The 16,871-nt window shown below is 61.6% G+C and carries 18 protein-coding genes; all 18 read right to left on the bottom strand.

Annotated features, from left to right (window positions below; translation table 11 throughout):
- Positions 1-5: 5 nt before the first annotated feature.
- The 18 genes from SDENCHOL_RS10180 to SDENCHOL_RS10095 all read right to left on the bottom strand — a co-directional run bounded on the left by SDENCHOL_RS10180 (position 6) and on the right by SDENCHOL_RS10095 (position 16,842).
- Positions 6-404, bottom strand: coding sequence for a hypothetical protein (locus tag SDENCHOL_RS10180; protein ID WP_154717132.1), 399 nt, complete (start codon positions 402-404; stop codon positions 6-8).
- A 65-nt stretch (positions 405-469) separates the two neighbouring features.
- Positions 470-1,261, bottom strand: coding sequence for a CbbQ/NirQ/NorQ/GpvN family protein (locus tag SDENCHOL_RS10175; RefSeq protein WP_154717131.1), 792 nt, complete (start codon positions 1,259-1,261; stop codon positions 470-472).
- 120 nt (positions 1,262-1,381) lie between these two features.
- Positions 1,382-1,642, bottom strand: a complete 261-nt coding sequence (locus SDENCHOL_RS10170) for a cytochrome C oxidase subunit IV family protein (protein WP_154717130.1) — start codon at positions 1,640-1,642, stop codon at positions 1,382-1,384.
- A 5-nt stretch (positions 1,643-1,647) separates the two neighbouring features.
- Positions 1,648-2,271: a cytochrome c oxidase subunit 3 family protein gene (locus SDENCHOL_RS10165; RefSeq protein WP_154717129.1), complete on the bottom strand. Its 624-nt coding sequence runs from the start codon at positions 2,269-2,271 to the stop codon at positions 1,648-1,650.
- A 100-nt stretch (positions 2,272-2,371) separates the two neighbouring features.
- Entirely contained in the window at positions 2,372-3,745 is a 1,374-nt protein-coding gene (locus SDENCHOL_RS10160) for a cbb3-type cytochrome c oxidase subunit I (RefSeq protein WP_154717128.1), read from the bottom strand.
- Between the two features lie 15 nt (positions 3,746-3,760).
- On the bottom strand, positions 3,761-4,189 hold the full coding sequence (locus SDENCHOL_RS10155; RefSeq protein ID WP_197706900.1) for a c-type cytochrome: 429 nt from the start codon (positions 4,187-4,189) through the stop codon (positions 3,761-3,763).
- A gap of 100 nt (positions 4,190-4,289) precedes the next feature.
- Positions 4,290-5,126, bottom strand: a complete 837-nt coding sequence (gene cobA / locus SDENCHOL_RS10150; protein ID WP_154717127.1) for a uroporphyrinogen-III C-methyltransferase — start codon at positions 5,124-5,126, stop codon at positions 4,290-4,292.
- Positions 5,123-5,314, bottom strand: coding sequence for a hypothetical protein (locus tag SDENCHOL_RS10145; RefSeq protein WP_154717126.1), 192 nt, complete (start codon positions 5,312-5,314; stop codon positions 5,123-5,125). The genes cobA and SDENCHOL_RS10145 overlap by 4 nt, the downstream gene beginning before the upstream one ends.
- Positions 5,315-5,347: 33 nt before the next feature.
- The gene (locus SDENCHOL_RS10140; protein ID WP_154717125.1) at positions 5,348-6,220 is read right to left on the bottom strand and encodes an ethylbenzene dehydrogenase-related protein; all 873 of its coding nucleotides are present in this window, start codon (positions 6,218-6,220) and stop codon (positions 5,348-5,350) included.
- Positions 6,221-6,291: 71 nt separating this feature from the next.
- Entirely contained in the window at positions 6,292-6,891 is a 600-nt protein-coding gene (locus SDENCHOL_RS10135; RefSeq protein WP_154717124.1) for a NapC/NirT family cytochrome c, read from the bottom strand.
- Positions 6,892-7,057: 166 nt separating this feature from the next.
- The gene (locus tag SDENCHOL_RS10130; protein WP_154717123.1) at positions 7,058-8,782 is read right to left on the bottom strand and encodes a cytochrome D1 domain-containing protein; all 1,725 of its coding nucleotides are present in this window, start codon (positions 8,780-8,782) and stop codon (positions 7,058-7,060) included.
- Positions 8,783-9,105: 323 nt separating this feature from the next.
- A complete protein-coding gene (locus tag SDENCHOL_RS10125) occupies positions 9,106-10,827 on the bottom strand; it encodes a glycosyltransferase family 2 protein (RefSeq protein ID WP_154717122.1) in 1,722 nt (573 codons plus the stop codon).
- Positions 10,828-10,894: 67 nt separating this feature from the next.
- Positions 10,895-12,481 carry a nitrite reductase gene (locus SDENCHOL_RS10120; RefSeq protein ID WP_154717121.1) on the bottom strand — a complete coding sequence of 529 codons (1,587 nt, stop codon included), beginning with the start codon at positions 12,479-12,481 and terminating at the stop codon, positions 10,895-10,897.
- A complete protein-coding gene (gene nirJ / locus SDENCHOL_RS10115; protein WP_154717120.1) occupies positions 12,478-13,674 on the bottom strand; it encodes a heme d1 biosynthesis radical SAM protein NirJ in 1,197 nt (398 codons plus the stop codon). Before nirJ ends, SDENCHOL_RS10120 begins: the two co-directional genes overlap by 4 nt.
- A 10-nt stretch (positions 13,675-13,684) precedes the next feature.
- Positions 13,685-14,182, bottom strand: coding sequence for a winged helix-turn-helix transcriptional regulator (locus tag SDENCHOL_RS10110; RefSeq protein ID WP_197706899.1), 498 nt, complete (start codon positions 14,180-14,182; stop codon positions 13,685-13,687).
- Complete coding sequence (locus SDENCHOL_RS10105; RefSeq protein ID WP_172955056.1) at positions 14,179-14,667, bottom strand: Lrp/AsnC family transcriptional regulator; 489 nt, start codon at positions 14,665-14,667, stop codon at positions 14,179-14,181. The genes SDENCHOL_RS10110 and SDENCHOL_RS10105 overlap by 4 nt, the downstream gene beginning before the upstream one ends.
- Positions 14,660-15,676: an Lrp/AsnC family transcriptional regulator gene (locus SDENCHOL_RS10100; protein WP_154717118.1), complete on the bottom strand. Its 1,017-nt coding sequence runs from the start codon at positions 15,674-15,676 to the stop codon at positions 14,660-14,662. The genes SDENCHOL_RS10105 and SDENCHOL_RS10100 overlap by 8 nt, the downstream gene beginning before the upstream one ends.
- Complete coding sequence (locus SDENCHOL_RS10095; RefSeq protein ID WP_197706898.1) at positions 15,673-16,842, bottom strand: cytochrome D1 domain-containing protein; 1,170 nt, start codon at positions 16,840-16,842, stop codon at positions 15,673-15,675. Before SDENCHOL_RS10095 ends, SDENCHOL_RS10100 begins: the two co-directional genes overlap by 4 nt.
- Positions 16,843-16,871 lie beyond the last annotated feature (29 nt).

Here is a 16,871-nt window from a genome sequence, read left to right as displayed (position 1 = left end):
TGCCGTCAGCGGCAGCGCACGCCGATCAGTGGGTAGACGTATTCCTGTCCGGCGATGGCGCGCGCGAGGCCGAAGACGCCGAGCAGGACCAGGGTCGAGTGGATGCAGGTGAAATAGATGATCACCACCACCCAGGTCCATTGGGAATGCAGACCGGCCAGGGCGATGAAGCCGAGGCTGAAGATGACCAGCAGCAGTCCGCCCCACAGGCTGACGAAGAAGGTCTGGGCGATGTGGCAGCGGGCGAGCGCGCCGGCCTGCGGGTTGTAGCGCCAGCGCAGCCAGATGATGATCAGGAAGGAGATGCCGGGAAGCAGCAGCAGATTGGCGAGGAACAGCGCTTCGGCGGTGATGGCGAGCACCCTGTCGAAGTCGTCGTCGCCGGTTGCGCTGGTTTCGTTCATGGCATCAGCAGGGATGGGAAAAAGGAGAAGGGGACAGGGAATGGTGATGGGCTGAACGGTGTGGACTAGCGGCCGAAAGTGGCAAGGACGACTTCCATCAGGGTTTCGGTGATCTCCCGGTCATCGGAGAGGCTTTCGATCATGGCGCTGCGGCAGGCGACGACCGGGTCCATGCCGTTCTTGATCAACACTGCAGCATAGACCAGCAGACGCGTGCTGGGTACTTCCTCCAGATCGACATCCTTCAGGTTGCGCAGGCTGCGGCCGATCGAGACCAGGCGGCGCGCGGTCATTTCGTCGCAGCCGGTTTCGCTGCGCAGGATGGCCTCCTCGCGTTCGGCTGCCGGGAAGTCGAAGCTCAGGGCGACGAAGCGCTGACGCGTCGACGGCTTCATGCTTTTCATGAAGTTCTGGTAGCCGGGGTTGTAGGACACCACCAGCATGAAGTTGTCCGGTGCGTGCAGGACCTCGCCGGTGCGGTCGATCGGCAACGTGCGGCGGTGGTCCGCCAGCGGATGGATGACCACGGTGGTGTCCTTGCGCGCCTCGACGATTTCGTCGAGATAGCAGATGCCGCCCTGCCGCACGGCTCGCGTCAGCGGGCCATCGCTCCAGTAGGTGGTGCCGTTGTCGCCGATCAGGTGGCGGCCGATCAGGTCGGCCGCCGTGAGGTCGTCATGGCAGGCCACCGTATGCAAGGGCAGGCCGAGGCGGGCGGCCATGTGGGCGACGAAGCGCGTCTTGCCGACGCCGGTCGGGCCTTTGATGAGCAGGGGCAGATGATTCTTCCAGGCCTGCTCGAAGAGCGACACTTCATTGCCAGCGGCTGCGTAATAGGGAATGTCCTGCTGCGTCATCGTGACTCCGGGTTCAGGTTGCGTTCAATATAACAATCCCGCCGGCGGGTGGATAGGCGGGGCCAGTCCTGCCGGCGGGAGGTGCGGAATTCTGGGGCGTAATCAGTCTCAGAATTAGGCTCAGCCCAGGCTGAAGTAATAGGCGATGCCGATACCCAGGACGACGATGATCAGCCACAGCAAAAGGATCAGCCGCCAGTGCATGGCGGCGTGGCGCAGGCCCATGAATTCATCGGCCACCCACCAGCCCTTGATGCCGGCCAGCGCCAACAGAACGCCGGCTACCAGCGGGCCCTGGCCGTGGTGTTCGCCGATCTGCCACATGATGAAGGTGATCACCATGAGCGCGGCAAAAGTCAGATCGAGTGTGCGTGTCTTCATTTTGATCACCTGATGACATAAACGAGCGGGAACAGGATCAGCCAGACCAGGTCCACCATGTGCCAGTAGCTGGCCCCGGTTTCCATGCCGTGATGGTCGGCCGGGCTGTAGCCGCCCTGGCGCGTCTTGTTCCAGACGGCAAGGAGAATGATCATGCCGAGGACGACGTGCATGAAATGGAAGAAGGTCAGCGCAAGATAGAAAAAATAGAAGGTGTTGGTGGTCAGGTCGATGCCCTGGGCGAACTTGGCCGAATATTCGAACATTTTGACGACCAGAAATCCGCCGCCGCAGACGATGCCGGCCATCAGGAAATTTGCCGAAAGGGCCGAGCGGCCGACGCGGATGGCTGCCACGGCGCGTGCCACGAACCAGCTGGCGGTCAGCAGGAGGGCCGTGTTGATCGCTCCCGAGGTGCGGTCCAGCGTGTCCTGGTAGGTCACGAATTCCTCGATGTTGTAGGTCCGTACCACGGCGTAGCCGATGAAGAACAAGGCAAAGACCAGCAGTTCGGACCAGATGAATATCCAGACTGCCAGATCGCCCGGCAGCGAGCCTTCGGCATGCAGTTGGGGTTGAGCAACTTCGCTGTCGGCCTCGCCGGATGCCATCAATGATGATGTGCTCATTGTGGTTATTCCTTTTCAAAATGGAAACCCCGGCCGGAGCCGGGGTTTCGTCTTGGCGGTACGGACGAAAGTCTTTCCGTACCGGCTATGGAACACCGCCTCAGGCCTTGGCGTGCTCTCCGTCTTTGAAGAAGCTGTACAGATAGACGAGCAGCCCGATGAGGAAGATTACCCCAGACCATTCGCGCATCCAGTAGAACAGCGAGATCTGCGCCTGGGTGTCCATGTAGGACATCGGCTCCTCGGCCACGCGCTGCAGCCAGACTTGCAGGATGCCGGCGGCGGTGAGGAACAGGGTGATGAAGACCATGGCGATGGTCATCAGCCAGAAGCCCCACATCTCCAGTACCTGAGCCGAGTTGCTGTTGGCGGCACGGCCGCGCAGGATCGGCATGGCGTAGGAGATGATCGTCAGCACCACCATTGCATACGCGCCGTAGAACGCCATGTGGCCGTGGGCAGCGGTGATCTGCGAACCGTGGGTGTAGAAGTTCACCGGTGCCAGGGTATGCAGGAAGCCCCACACGCCGGCGCCGAGGAAGGCCATCACGCCGGTACCCAGTGCCCACAGGGTGGCCGCCTTGTTGGGGTGCTCGCGACGACGGCGGTTCACCATGTTGAAGGCGAACAGGGTCATGGCGAAGAAGGGGATGGGCTCCAGCGCGGAGAACACCGAACCGACCCACTGCCAGAACTCCGGCGCACCGATCCAGAAGTAGTGGTGACCCGTGCCGAGGATGCCCGAGATCAGCGTCAGAGTGACGATGACGTAGAGCCACTTCTCGATGATTTCGCGGTCCACGCCGGTGATCTTGATCAGCACGAAGGCCAGGATGCCGCCGAGGATCAGTTCCCAGACACCTTCGACCCAGAGGTGCACCACCCACCACCAGTAGAACTTGTCGCGCACCAGGTTGACCGGGTTGTAGAAGGCGAACAGGAAGAAGATCGCCAGGCCCCACAGGCCGATCAGCAGCACGCTCATGATGGCGGTCTTGCGTCCCTTCAGTACCGTCATGGTGATGTTGAAGAGGAAGCCGAGGGCGACGATGACGATGCCGACCTTGGTGATCAGCGGCTGTTCCAGGAACTCGCGGCCCATGGTTTCCAGCAGGTCATTGCCGGTCAGCCGCGCCAGTTCGGCGTAGGGCACGGTCAAATAACCGAGGATGGTCAGCGCACCGGCAGCCAGGAATATCCAGAACAGCGCCAGCGCCAGCTTCGGGCTGTGCAGTTCGGTTTCCGATTCCTCGGGCACCATGAAGTAGGTTGCCCCCATGAAGCCGAACAGCAACCAGACGATCAGCAGGTTGGTGTGTACCATGCGCGCGACGTTGAAAGGAATCTCCGGAAACAGGAAATCCCCGACCACGTACTGCAGTCCCATGATCAGACCGAAACATATCTGACCGAAGAACAGGCCGAGCGCGGCGATGAAATACGGCTTGGCAACCGCTTGAGATGAATATTGCATGATGACTATCCCCTCTTAACCCTCGATGTTAGGCGGCCAGTTGGCAGTATTGATTTCCGAGACGTACTTGAAGAATTCGACGAGATCGTCGAGTTCCTTGTCGGTGAAATCAAAGTGCGGCATCTGGCGGCGTCCCGGCGTGCCGGTCGGCTGTGCCTGGATCCAGGCCTTGATGAAATCCGGGCCGCGGCGCTTGTAGACGTTGCCGAGTTCCGGTGCGAAGTAAGCACCTTCGCCCAGCAGGCTGTGGCAGCCAATGCAATTATTGACTTCCCAGAGCTTCTTGCCCTCGGCGGCAGCCGGTGTCAGGTTTTGCCGGTTATCGCGTCCCGGCAATGCTTTCTCGGTTTGATACGTGAGTGCCAGAAATATCAGGAAGAAGAACACCGTTCCTCCGTAGAAGATATTCCTGGCCATCGACGTGGTGAATGTGCCTCCGCTCATCTCGTCTCCATGGCTCAAGTTGAAAAAAAGTATTTTAAATGTTTCTTTGAAAAACAGGAAGCAATATAAGTTTCAAATAAGTTGGCCTCCTTGACATCAATCAACTGCAGGTTAATCGACAGGGCTTGTCAGGTAGTCCCCCCGGAATTCCGGCTGATGCGGTTCTTCGTTCCGGCTGAATGAGCCGGGCGCGCAGCGATACGACTTCACCGACGATGATCAATGCCGGGCTGGTGATGCCGGCGGCTTTTGCCTCTGCCGGCAGTGAATCCAGCGCAGCCACGATGACTTGCTGGTCGGGCAGGGTGGCATGGCGGACAATTGCCGCCGGCGTGCTTGCCGGCAGGCCGTGGCGTACCAGTTGATGACAGATTTCAGCGAGTGCCGCGATCCCCATATAGACGACGATGGTCTGATGGGGGCGCGCCAGCGTCGGCCAGTCGAGGTCTACGCTGCCGTCCTGCAGATGGCCGGTGACGAAGATGCAGGCCTGGGCGAAATCGCGATGGGTCAGGGGAATGCCGGCGCAGGCAGACATGCCGGATGCCGCAGTGATGCCAGGCACGACCTCGCAGGGGATGCCGTGCTCGATGAGCTGTTCGATCTCCTCGCCGCCCCGGCCGAAGATGAAGGGATGACCGCCCTTGAGGCGGACGACATCGACTCCTGCGGTAGCGAGTTCGACGAGCAGATCGTTGATTTTTTCCTGCGAGAGGGTGTGGCGACCGGCTTCCTTGCCGACATAGATGCGTTTGGCATCCTTGTTGATCATGTCGAGCACGCCCTGGCCGACGAGGTTGTCATACACGACGGCGGAGCACTCACGCAACAGGCGCGCGGCGCGCAGGGTCAACAGCTCCGGATCGCCGGGGCCGGCACCCACCAGATACACCGTGCCGATGCGTTGTATGAGTTTTTGCGTATCCATGCTGCTCATGCCTGTGCTCGTACCCGGATTTTTCCATTCATCGCTGGCGTGACCGGGCGCAATAAGGAGGTATAGGAGATATTTTCGCTTCTCTCGATGCGTGGCGGCAGCGCGTGCAGTTCCGGTATGCGGAAAATTGCGACCCTAAAAACAGCGAGCGCCGACGATGCCGGCGCTCGCAGGTAGGGTTTGCGCATGGCGACGGAGCGATGGTGACCTTGCGCCTGTCCTCAGTACTTGGCCGCCGTGATGTCTGCCTTGGTGTCGATGCCGAGCGCATAGCCCAGCGAGACGTGATGGAAGCGTCCCAGGGTGCTGTCATCATGGATGGCAAAGCCCAGGTTATAGGTCTTGCCCGCCGCCATGGCGATGTCGCCTTCGCCGCCGCCGGCCAGCTTGCGGGTGATGGTCACGGTCCAGGTATCACCTTTCTTCTCGCCCTTGGCATCCACCAGCCCCTTGCCGCCTTCCATGACGCGCTTGTCGGCGATGTAGCCGTCCGTGGCCTTGCCATTGCTCTTCCACTGGATCAGGTCATAGAACTTGCCGCTCTTGAGATCGCCGCCGATGACATACTTGGTCTTCTTGTCATCCTTGGCGCCAGGCATGGTACGGGCATCGCCATGGCAGGTTTCCCAGCAGCCGCTCTGGGCCGCCCGCTCGACCTTGTTGTCCTCGAGCATGATGGCCAGCTTGACCGGATTGTCCTTGTCCATTTTCTCGCCGCCGCCGGCAGGCTGCTTCCAGGTAAAGCGCAGGTAGAGATTGGTGCCGTCATTGGCGGCCTGGACATCGACGGGAATGCTGCCGGCCTTGCCCTTGATCGGCGCCGGTTCATTCTTTTGGCCGGAAACGATTTTCTTTCCCATGTCGGCCGTTTCGTTCTCGTGGCAGTCCAGACAGGTATCGCCCTTTTTCAGCGCCCGCGCACCGCCGTGCTTGGTGCCCGTGGTGATCCATTCGATGGGGGAGACGCCCGGATAGAGCAGAACGACTTTCTTGCTCGCTACCTTGCTCCAGTCAGGTGCTGCGGCCAGTGCCTGGCCGGCGCCCAGCGCGAGCAGCAGTCCAAAGGCGGAAGAGGTGATCAGAGTGCGTTGCATGGAGAACTCCTTGAGGTTTTGAATATCGAATCCTTGCCTATTTTAACGGCCTGCCGCCAGGATGGCGCGTTTCACAGGTCGTCTTCGGTCATGTCCTCGGGCAGATGGTGAGCGATTCCCTTGTGGCAGTCGATGCAGGTCATGTTGTCTTCCCTGGCATTCTCGTGCTGCTTGCGCGCCCGCTGCTTCTGCATTTCGCCGTTCATGCCGTCGAAACTGTGACAGTTGCGGCATTCGCGCGAGTCGTTGTCTTTCATGCGTTTCCACTCATGACGAGCCAGTTCAAGCCGCTTGGCCTCGAACTTTTCCTTGGTGTCGATGGTTCCCATGACCTTGCCGTACAGCTCTTTCGAGGCCTGTACCTTGCGGATGATCTTGTGCGTCCAGTCCTTCGGCACGTGGCAGTCGGGGCAGGTGGCGCGCACGCCGGTGCGGTTGGAATAGTGGATGGTCTGCTTGTACTCTTGATAGACGTTGTCACGCATCTCATGGCAGGAGATGCAGAAATCGAGGTTGTTGGTGGCTTCCATGCCGGTGTTGAAGGCACCCCAGAAAAGGATGCCGGAGAAGAAACCGACCACCAGCAGGGTCAGCAGGGAATATTTTGCGCTTGGGCGCTTGAGCATGCTCCAGAGGCCGGATTTTTCGTTTTTTGGGGCGCCGTCAGTCATGTTTCGTCCTTGATGTTCGATGCAGCGGATCCAGGTGACGTTTTCCCTGCGTCAGCGCTGGGGCCGGGTATGGTGTGTGCGTGCGCGCATGTGTATGCATACGTGTATACGCGACAGGTCGAAAAAAAGCGAGGGAGCAACACTGCTCCCTCGCCTCGTTGCGGCATCAATAGATGTCGTGCTGTGTGTTATAGACGTTGAACTTGCCGGTCGGGGTGATCATCTTCGGATCGGTGATCACTTTCTTCACGGTCAGCGTCTTGTCGTCATACACGACGATGGCGGACTGGTCGGTCTTGCCGCCCCACAGCGAAATCCAGACTTCGCTGCCGTCCTTGCTGTACTCGGGCTGCACGGCGCGACGGATGGCCTTGGTTTCGGGCAGTCCCGAGTCCTTGGCGACGTTCAGGACCTTCTTCGGCTTGGACAGGTCGTTGATGTCATAGACCGCCACCGATTCGGCCAACTCGCGCTCGGGGTTCTGCGGCGCATCGGCCCACAGGTGCTTGGACACCGGATGGGTCTTGACGAACAGGTTGCCCGAACCGACGTGCTTGACCTCCTGGACGACCTTCCAGTTGTACTGCTTGTACTGGGCGAACTTCTTGTCTTCGGATGGCGTGCTGATCAGGGTCAGGACGTCATCGCCCAGGTGGCCGGTGGTCCAGACGGGGCCGAACTTGGGATGGATGAAGTTGGCGCCGCGGCCCGGGTGGGGAATCTTCGCCGTGTCGATCAGCGCTGCCAGCTTGCCGGTCTTGGTATCCACCGCCGCGATCTTGTTGGAGGCATTCGCCGCCACCAGGAAGTAGCGCTTGGACGCATCCCAGCCGCCATCATGCAGGAACTTGGCGGACGCGATGGTGGTGGTCTTCAGGTTCTGGATGTCGCTGTAATCCACCAGCAGGATCTGGCCGGTTTCCTTGATGTTGATGACCCATTCCGGCTTGATCATCGAGGAAACGATCGAGGCGACGCGCGGCTCGGGGTGATACTCGCCGTCCACCGTCATGCCGCGGGTGCTGACGACCTTGAGGGGCTTCAGCGTGTCGCCGTCCATGATCACGTACTGCGGCGGCCAGTAGGAGCCGGCCACGGCGTATTTGTCCTCATAGCCCTTGAACTTGGAGGTATCCACCGAACGGGCATCGAAGCCGACCTTGACTTCGGCGACGACGGCCGGTTTTTCCATCCACAGGTCGATCAGCGACAGGCGGCCGTCGCGACCGATCACATAGACATAGCGACCGGAAGCCGACAGACGCGAGATATGCACGGCATAGCCGGTCTTGACGATGCTGCGGATTTCCTTGGTGTCGCCGTCGATCAACGCCACTTCACCGCTGTCACGCAGGGTGACGGAGAAGACGTTGTTGAGGTTGATCTTGTTCATCTGCTTCTTCGGCCGCTGATCGACCGGCACCATCACCTTCCAGGAGTCCAGCGTTTCCTTCAGGCTGTACTCGGGCGGCACATCCGGGGTGGTCTGGATGTACCTGGACATCAGCTCGATCTCATCCTTGGTCAGGATGTCGTCGAAGTTCACCATGCCCCCTTCGGTGCCGTTGGTGATGATGTTTTCCAGGCGCTTCTGGCCGAGCTTCAGCGTGCCGCCTTCCTGCATCGAGCCGTCCGGCAGCTTCTTGTTCCAGTGCGGCTCCAGATTCTTGCCCGTCGCGCCCTTGCGCAGCACGCCATGACAGCCGGCACAGCGCTCGAAGTAGATCTTCTTCGCGGTTTCCTTCTCTTCAGCCGTCAGGGTCGGCATGGTCGGCAGATTGGCCTGCGTTTCCGCAGCCGCCAGCGCATGGCTACCGCCAAAGGCGCCGGACAGTGCCAACGGCAAAACGGCCATACGCAGTGCATTGCCAGCAAACCTACGTGTTGTCATGACTTGTTTCCTTTCTGTGAAATGGCAAGAAAAAACACATTGAAGCCCTCGGTGTGCAAGTTTCAAGTTTGTCCCTGGTGCTGTCATTGATTTAAATCAACCAAACTTGGGAAACCAGGTTTCACTTTTCCTTGTTGATATGCCTGGTTCGCCCAGATGGCGCTGGGTGGCGCTTTTGAAGCAAAGCCCGGGTACTTTACTTGATATATGAAGAAAGTTTCAATCTTTCGCGGTAGAGCGGCCGGCCGGATCGAAGCCCGAAGCCGCATCCGTATCCGTTGTTTGCGTATCCGGAAACCGTTCGCTGCGCTGGGTTCCGCTCGTTACGGGCGGCGCCTTGCCTTGACCGTTATTGATCGGGAGAACTCCCATTCCTTCAGGAAACCGCGCTTGTATTTGTCCGGCAGATTGACTTCCAGCAGAAAGTCCTTTTCTCCCTTGTACACCGCTTCCAGGTTCCGATCGACTTCGGCAAGCAGTTTTTCTTTCAATCCGGCGGGCAAAACGGGCGCGCCTTCCACGGCCATCACCATTTCCTTGGCCGAGGAATACAACTGGCCGCGCAGAAACTGCCGCTTCAAATCCGGGGCGCGAAAGCGTTCCCGTTCCTCGGTGTCCTGTTCGATCACATCCAGGATCATGTCCGCTCCGAGCGTGAGTTGTCGACAGCCGATCAGTCTCAGGCGCGCATACAGTTCGAGATCCTCGCCTTCATATCCGGACAGCAACTCATCATAGCCGCCAATGGTGGCGAAGGATTCGCGATCGACCACGCAACTGCCGCGCACCGAATTTTTCCCCTGCGGGCCAAACAATGCAAATGTCCGCGCCTTCATCCGGCGTTCGATGCGCGCTGCGAAATCCTCGGCGATCACCACGTCGGCATCCAGAAATGCCAGGTACTCGCCCTTGGCTTGGGCCGCCCCCAGATTTCTCGCATGCGCTACGTTGAATCGGGCCTGATGCGTTATTTTCACCAGGCGGACGGAAGGATGCGTCCGGGATACGTATTCCGCTGTGCCATCCGGGCAGTCGTAGTCGACCACGATGACTTCCGTGCAGGCCTGCTTCAGGAATTCGGGGAGTGTTTTCTTCAGGTCGTGCAGCCGGCCCTTGCAGGTCGTGATGATCGAGAATCTGGGAGGAGTGAACGTGGCAGGCCTTGCCGTTGCGGCGGGCACGCCGGGTTCGGGTGGCTCTGCCCCCGAGCCATCATTTGCATTGCTTGGCGGACTTGCCGGGTCGGCTGCCCTGGAAGCATGCTGCAGATGCCTGTTCAGAATTTCTCCCTGCGTGGTCAACAACTGGCTGATCGCCTGCTCGAAAATCCGGTCCATCTGCTGCCGGCCGGCGTCATCCGCCAAATGGCGCGTGAAATGGCACAGATTCGCCGCTCCCATCGGGAAGCCGAATTGACGCGCGTAGATGGCGCAGAGCGTGTGGCCGCCTTGCGCAATGTCCGCCATCAGTTTCGGGGTGAACAGCCCCACTGAAGTCAAGCGTTCGATGGGCATGGCGCCGTTGAGCGCTACCAGAAACCGGGGACCGACCGTGGTGCGTTCGATTTTCCCGGGGGGCGCATGGCGCAATACGGCTTCGGTGGCGAATCGATAAAACTCGAGCATGGGGTTTCCGGCCTCGAACACCATGGCGGCGTTGTTGATGCTCGGCGCGGACAGGCGCACGCTTCCGTCGGGCGCCTTGCCCAGCATGACCTCGTGGCTGAATGCGTAGCCCGACGCGGTATCCACCTTCAGGAGATGCGGGGCAAACACGATCACATCGGCATCCAGCCAGATTGCCCGGTCATAGCCCCGCCCAAGATAGTCGCGGATCAGGTACAGGCGGGCCAGATCGGTCACGGGGAAAATCTGCGCGCCGCAGCGTTCTCTTGCCCAGGCCGGCGCATAGTCAAAAAACTCGTCGCCGATGAGGGCGTGATCGAAGCCGGATTGTCTTGCCCAGTCGGCTACGCTGCGCAGGCAGGTTGCAATCCAGCCGGGAATGCCGTGCGTGCGGTAGGACTGCAAGACGATGGTTTTCAAGGTATTTTTGAATTATCGAATTATTGAACCGTCGGGCGGTTCCGGTTTCGCGCAGCGTGGCCGGATCTCAGTGGCTGGTGCCTTCCGAACGGTTGATCTTGTTATACAGGTTGTATTTGCCGACCGGCTTGGCCGCCGGGATGCGTTTGACTTCCTTGAGCGTGCGGGCATCGAAGACGATCAGGGCGCCGTCCTGTTCCATCAGGCTGGCCAGGGCGTAGCGGCCATCGCGGGTGAATTCGATGTGGGCCAGCGTCTTGCCGGGCTCCGGGCGCAGTTGGGCGACGACCTCCAGCTTTTCCTTGTCGATCACTTGCAGCGTATCCCTGTTCGGACTCATCATCGAATCGACCCAGGCGTAGCGGCTGTCCTCGTGGCTGCGCATGAAGAAGCCCGCGCCCAGGGTGGGAATCTGCTTGATGGTCTGCCAGTTCGCCATGTCGATGATGCTGACCACGCCTTCCTTGAGGTTGGGGCTGGCCAGTACCGTGCGCCCTTGCCATTGCCAACTGATGCCCGAGCCCAGGTGCGGCATGCCGGGCAGACCGACGTCGGCGATCTTGCGCCGCGAATCGAGATTCACCACCTGTCCGAGCTGGCCTTCGCGCGAGGCGCCGATGAGGTGTTCGTAGGTGCCGTCGAAGAAGAAGTCGTCGAGCACGTCCGCCAGCAGGGTGCGGCGCGGGTAGAACTGGCCGGGCACGGGATTGCCTTCGCCCATGCGGTAATCATGGACCAGCCCTTCATACACCGGCTCGGCCTTGGGGTCGTAGCTGATTTCCCAGACTTCGGGGATGTCCTTCATGGCCGCGATGAAGCTCTGGCGCGGGGCGGCATCATAGACGGCCGAGACGCGCGAGCTCTGGTCGCCTTTCTGGTTGCGCGCTTCCAGCGTTTTCAGCGGCCGCAGGTCGGCGTCCAGCACGACCAGCGTATGCGGCAGGTAGTTGGCGGCGATCACATACCGGCCATCCGCCGAGACGGCGACGTTGCGGGTGTTGATGCCGACGCGGATCTCGGCCACCGTGGCCAGGTTCCAGATGTCGAACTTCGTCACCCAGCCATCGCGCGAGGCGAAGAACACGTAGCGTCCATCCGGGGTGAACTTCGGTCCGCCATGCAGGGCGTAGCGCGTCGGAAAGCGGTGAAGGCGTTCCAGCTTGTCGCCGTCGAGGATGGAAACGTGGTGATCCCCCGTTTCGACGACGATGAACAGATTCATCATGTCCACGCCCTTGTAGATGGCTGTGGGCCGGTCGGGCAGGCTGCCCGGCGCATGCTGGACGATGCGCGAGTCCAGCATCTGCTGCGCTGTCCAGGTCGGCGCGGGCACGACCGGGGTGTAGATCCAGTCGTTCAATGCCTGGATTTCATCTGCCGGAAGCGTGTTGGCAAAGCCCTGCATCTGGGTGGCGATGCGGCCTTCCGCAATGGTTTTCAGCGCTTCGCTCTTGCGCAGCCGCTGCAGGTTTTCCGGCAGCAGCGCCGGGCCCATGCCACCTAGGCGATCCGCGCCATGGCAACTGGCGCAGTGCTGCTGATAAAGCGCTGCGGGCGCTGCGGCGAAGCCGGGGGCGGCCGTCAGCGCCAGGAGCAGGCAGCCCAGCAGCGTGTACAGCGTGCGTAGGCTATGGATGGGTCGATGCAAATTCATTTCGCTTGCTCCTTGCGTGACCAGGGTGTGGTTTGCAGCCGCTCGCCGCTCGTCGTGACGCCGATTTCCGCATCCGTCAGATAGCAGCCCGGATCTTCCTGCCAGGGGTCGCCACTGACCTGCTGGGCGCGCACGCGGGTGTTGCCGCCGCAGATGTCGAAGTGCCGGCATGCGCCGCAACGTCCCTTGACCTGGCGCGGGCGCTGCTTGAGGCCCGCCATCAGCGGATCGGAGGTGTCCTGCCAGATTTCCGAAAATGGCCGCTGCTTGACGTTGCCCAGGTTGTGATGCCACCACATGGTATCGGGATGGACATTGCCCAGGTTGTCGATATTGGCCACATTCACTCCGCTGGAGTTGCCGCCCCACTGGACCAGTTTGGCGTGGATGTGCGCCTCCTGCGCGGGGAAATGCCGGCGTACCCAGTGCAGCAGGTAGACGCCGTCGGCATCGTTGTTGCCGGTGGTGAACTCTTTTTCCACGCCGCGCTGCAGATATTCCAGGCAGGTGTCGAACAGCAGATCCATGGCCTCGCGCGTCATGCGGTGCTGGGCATCGTCCTCGCGGTGCTTGTTGCCACGCCCGGCGTAGTTGAGGTGAGAGAAATAGAAGCGGTCGATGTCCTCATCCTCGATGAGTTTCAGCAGCGCCGGCAGGTCGTGGGCGTTGTCCTGGGTCAGGGTGAAGCGCACGCCGACTTTCAGCCCCAGGTCGCGGCACAGGCGGATGCCGGCCAATGACGCCTCGAACGCCCCTTCCATGCGGCGGAATCTGTCGTGGGTTTCGCGCATGCCGTCCAGACTGACGCCGACGTAGTTGAAGTCACACGCGGCAATCTGCTCGATGTTGTTCTTGTCGATCAGCGTGCCGTTCGAGGACAAGCCAACGTAGAAGCCCATGGACTTGGCGCGCCGGGCGATGTCGAAAATGTCCGGCCGCAGCAGCGGCTCGCCACCGGAAAGAATCAGTACCGGCACGCGGAAGCGTTTCAGGTCATCCATCACCGCGTAGATTTCCTCGGTGCCCAGTTCGCCGGGGAAGTCCTTGTCGGCGGAGATGGAGTAGCAATGCTTGCAGGTCAGGTTGCAGCGGCGGATCAGGTTCCAGATCACCACGGGCGCGGGTGGATTGCGCTTTTCCGTCAGCGCTGTCGGCTGGAGCACTTCCTGCAGGTACTGGGTGATGCGAAACATGGATGATTCCTCAATCGGTCAGGCGCAAGCCGGTTTTCTTCAGGATGCGGGTGCTGTAGAGCACGTCGTGGCGGCGGCAGGCCGGGCCGAGCAGGGCGGCGATCTGCGCCACCTGGGCGGCGACTTCCGCGCGATCGCGGCCATGCACCATGGCGAACAGGTTGTAGGGCCAGGCCGGCAGGCGGCGCGGCCGCTGGTAGCAGTGGGTGACGAAAGCGAGCTGGCCGACGGCCTGCCCCAGCGCGTCGATGCTCTCGTCCGCCACGTCCCAGACGCTCATGCCGTTGGCGGTATAGCCGATGGCGTAGTGATTCGGCACGGCGCCGATGCGGCGGATGACGCCGCAATCGAGCAGGCGCTGCAAGCGTTGCCGCACTTCGCCGCCGCTCATGCCGAGCTGCTGCGCTAGCGCGTCGTAAGGCCGCGCAACCAGCGGCAATCCGCCCTGGGTGGCCTTGATCAGGCGCCTGTCCTCGGCGTCGATGGGGATGGAGGCGGCGGTATTCATGCTTGCAGCTTCATTTCGACGAAATATTCGCGCAGCTTGGGGAAGGCGAACACCGCGAGGCCGGTCGCCGCTTCCAGCTTGGCGATGGTCTGCGCGATGCCCTCCGGGGTTTCGGTGGCGATGACGAACCACATGTTGAGTTCATGCTCGCGGCGGTAATTGTGGGCGATTTCCGGCAGGGCGTTCACGGCGGCCGCGACTTCCTCGAAGCGCGCCTCGGGCACGGCCAGCGCGGCCAGAACGAAGCTGCCGCCCATGCGCTCGACCTGGAACATCGGGCCGAAGCGCGTCAGCACGCGGCGTGCCAGCATGTCTTCGAGATGCGCCAGCAGCGCGTCCTCGCTGAGTCCCAGGTTTTCGGCGACGGCGCGATAGGGTTCATCGCAGAGCGGAAAATCGCCTTGCAGCGCATTGATGATGCGCTTTTCCGTGGCGCTCAGAGCCTGAGGCGCGGCGGCGCGAACGGCAGCGAGGCGCTCAGACACAGGCCACTCCGCCAAGATCGACGTATCGCGCGCCGCGCTGCTTGTAGCGCCGCAGCGAAAACAGTACTTCGTGCGGATAGGCGTGCAGGCCGAGGTCGCGATTGATTTCGGCCACGCGCGCTTCGACTTTCGTGCGTTCGCGTCCGTGGATCATGCAATAGAGGTTGTAGCGCCAGGTCGGCAGATCGCGGGCGCGACGGTAGCACAGGGTGACGCCTGCCTGCCGGGCCAGCCGCTCGCCGATGGCGGAAACCTGCGCATCGGACACGTCCCAGACGCACATGGCGTTTGCCGTCCAGCCCAGTTCATGGTGGCGCACGATCACGCCGAAGCGTTTGACCAAGCCGCGTGCCAGCCAGGATTCCAGCAGTTGCAGCACCCGCGCTTCGTCCAGCGCGGCGCGCTCCGCCAGTAGCGCGTAGGGATGCAGTTCCAGCGGCAGGCCGTTCTGCAGCACCGCCATCAGGCGTTGTTCATCGGCTTCGAGTTGCCAGGCGCTTTCCGGCAATTCGGCCGGACGCGTCATGACCTTGGCGGTACGGCGCCGGGCGTGGCTGCTCAGGTCGAAGCCGAGGTCGATGTGGAATTCCTCCAGCAAGGGCAGGCGGATCAGCGGGCAGGCCGATTCGCTGGCGATGTGCTCCATCAACCGATCGAGATGCGGCTGGCTGGGCGCCGTGGCGACGAACCACAGATTCCAGTCGTGCTCGCGTTCATAGTTGTGATTGACTTCGGCATGGGCGCTGACTTCGTCGGCGATTGCGTCGAGCTGCTCCGCCGGCACGGCCAGGGCCGCCAGGACGCTGGCGCCGATGCGGCGTGGCGAGAACACCGCGCCGACTCGGCTGATCGCGCCTTCCTCGTGCAGGCGGCGCAGGGCTTCCAGCACTTCCAGTTCATCGACTTCCAGTTGCTGCGCCAGCAGGCCGTAAGGCGCCGAGATCAGCGGGAAATCGCGCTGAAATTCGTTGAGCAGGCGGAAATCCAGGGTCTCGTTGCGCTGGTTCAAAACCCGATCCTCGCCGCGCGCGCGGTAAAGAAAATGCCCGACGGGGAGCTGGCCGGCAACTCGCCGATCAGTTGCAGGCTGGCCGTATCGTAGATCGCCACGCGATTGGCGTCGCGCGCCGAAATCCAAACCGCTTCGCCGCGCGGGGTGAATTCCATGTGCAGCACGGCCTTGCCCGGGGCCAGGGTCTGGATGATGCGTTCTTCCAGGGTGTCGATTACCTGCACCTGGTCATAGTCGGGAAAGGCGAAATTCACCCAGACCTGGCGCCCGTCCGGCCGCGCCATGACGAATACCGGCTGGCCCTTGACGGGGATGCGGCCGACTTCCTGCCAACTGGTTGTATCGACCACCAGCACTTCATGGCGGCCGATGGCCGGCAGATAGGCGCGATTGCCGGCGATCGACCAGCCGCGCAGATGCGGCATCTTGTAGACCGGCAAGGGCTGCTCGCCACGGCCGTAGCCGGCAAGGATCCTGCGCACGCCCAGTTCCGGACGCCACAGATCGAGCAGGGCGATGCCATCCTCGCCGAACAGCCCGGCCAGGTAGTAGCGGCCATTGGGCGTCACCAGCGCGTCATAGGGCTGCTTGCCGATGTCGCGGAACTTCGTCAGCTTCGGCTGGCGGGGCGAGGACAGATCGGCCACCCAGATTTCGCCGGCATCGAACAGCGAATAAACGAACCTGTTGCCGGGCAGGTCGGCCAGGCCCACCACCTTGGAGCGTTTGCCCTCGCTGCCGTATTCGGCGGGAATGTCGGCGAGCAGTTCCAGTGTTTCGGCATCGAATACCTTGATGCCGCCCGGTTCATAGTTTTGTGCCACCACCAGCCGCCCATCCTGGGAAATCGCGCCGCCGATGCTGTTGCCGGCCTGGACGACGCGATTGACGACCTGCTGCCGCAGCAGATCGAGCCTGGACAATCCGCCGTCGCGGCCGAACACGTAGGCATGGCGCCCGTCGCGCGAGAACACCACCGAGGCATGCGACAGATCGCCCAGGCCGCCGATGCTCGCGACGATTGCCCGGGCGCTGGTGTCGACCACCGCCACACGCGCATCCGCCCGCTCGATCACCACGCCCAGATCGCCGGTGCCGCGCAGCGGTTGCTGGGCGCAGCCGGCCAGCAGGAGCAGCAGCGCGCCGCCCAGGCCGCGCGTCATCGTTCGCCATCCTGTTTTTCCCATCATTG

It is taken from the genome of Sterolibacterium denitrificans, assembly GCF_900174485.1.
GTDB classification, from domain to species: Bacteria; Pseudomonadota; Gammaproteobacteria; order Burkholderiales; family Rhodocyclaceae; genus Sterolibacterium; species Sterolibacterium denitrificans.
Note: the sequence above shows the minus strand (reverse complement) of the source record. Positions and strands in the feature narration are given on the sequence as shown.

What these genes read in the sequence shown, in the direction of transcription:
- SDENCHOL_RS10180 (WP_154717132.1), bottom strand. Translation starts at nt 404, where the DNA reads ATGAACGAAACCAGCGCAACCGGCGACGACGACTTCGACAGGGTGCTC.
- SDENCHOL_RS10175 (WP_154717131.1), bottom strand. Translation starts at nt 1,261, where the DNA reads ATGACGCAGCAGGACATTCCCTATTACGCAGCCGCTGGCAATGAAGTG.
- SDENCHOL_RS10170 (WP_154717130.1), bottom strand. Translation starts at nt 1,642, where the DNA reads ATGAAGACACGCACACTCGATCTGACTTTTGCCGCGCTCATGGTGATC.
- SDENCHOL_RS10165 (WP_154717129.1), bottom strand. Translation starts at nt 2,271, where the DNA reads ATGAGCACATCATCATTGATGGCATCCGGCGAGGCCGACAGCGAAGTT.
- SDENCHOL_RS10160 (WP_154717128.1), bottom strand. Translation starts at nt 3,745, where the DNA reads ATGCAATATTCATCTCAAGCGGTTGCCAAGCCGTATTTCATCGCCGCG.
- SDENCHOL_RS10155 (WP_197706900.1), bottom strand. Translation starts at nt 4,189, where the DNA reads ATGAGCGGAGGCACATTCACCACGTCGATGGCCAGGAATATCTTCTAC.
- cobA (WP_154717127.1), bottom strand. Translation starts at nt 5,126, where the DNA reads ATGAGCAGCATGGATACGCAAAAACTCATACAACGCATCGGCACGGTG.
- SDENCHOL_RS10145 (WP_154717126.1), bottom strand. Translation starts at nt 5,314, where the DNA reads ATGCGCAAACCCTACCTGCGAGCGCCGGCATCGTCGGCGCTCGCTGTT.
- SDENCHOL_RS10140 (WP_154717125.1), bottom strand. Translation starts at nt 6,220, where the DNA reads ATGCAACGCACTCTGATCACCTCTTCCGCCTTTGGACTGCTGCTCGCG.
- SDENCHOL_RS10135 (WP_154717124.1), bottom strand. Translation starts at nt 6,891, where the DNA reads ATGACTGACGGCGCCCCAAAAAACGAAAAATCCGGCCTCTGGAGCATG.
- SDENCHOL_RS10130 (WP_154717123.1), bottom strand. Translation starts at nt 8,782, where the DNA reads ATGACAACACGTAGGTTTGCTGGCAATGCACTGCGTATGGCCGTTTTG.
- SDENCHOL_RS10120 (WP_154717121.1), bottom strand. Translation starts at nt 12,481, where the DNA reads ATGAATTTGCATCGACCCATCCATAGCCTACGCACGCTGTACACGCTG.
- nirJ (WP_154717120.1), bottom strand. Translation starts at nt 13,674, where the DNA reads ATGTTTCGCATCACCCAGTACCTGCAGGAAGTGCTCCAGCCGACAGCG.
- SDENCHOL_RS10110 (WP_197706899.1), bottom strand. Translation starts at nt 14,182, where the DNA reads ATGAATACCGCCGCCTCCATCCCCATCGACGCCGAGGACAGGCGCCTG.
- SDENCHOL_RS10095 (WP_197706898.1), bottom strand. Translation starts at nt 16,842, where the DNA reads ATGACGCGCGGCCTGGGCGGCGCGCTGCTGCTCCTGCTGGCCGGCTGC.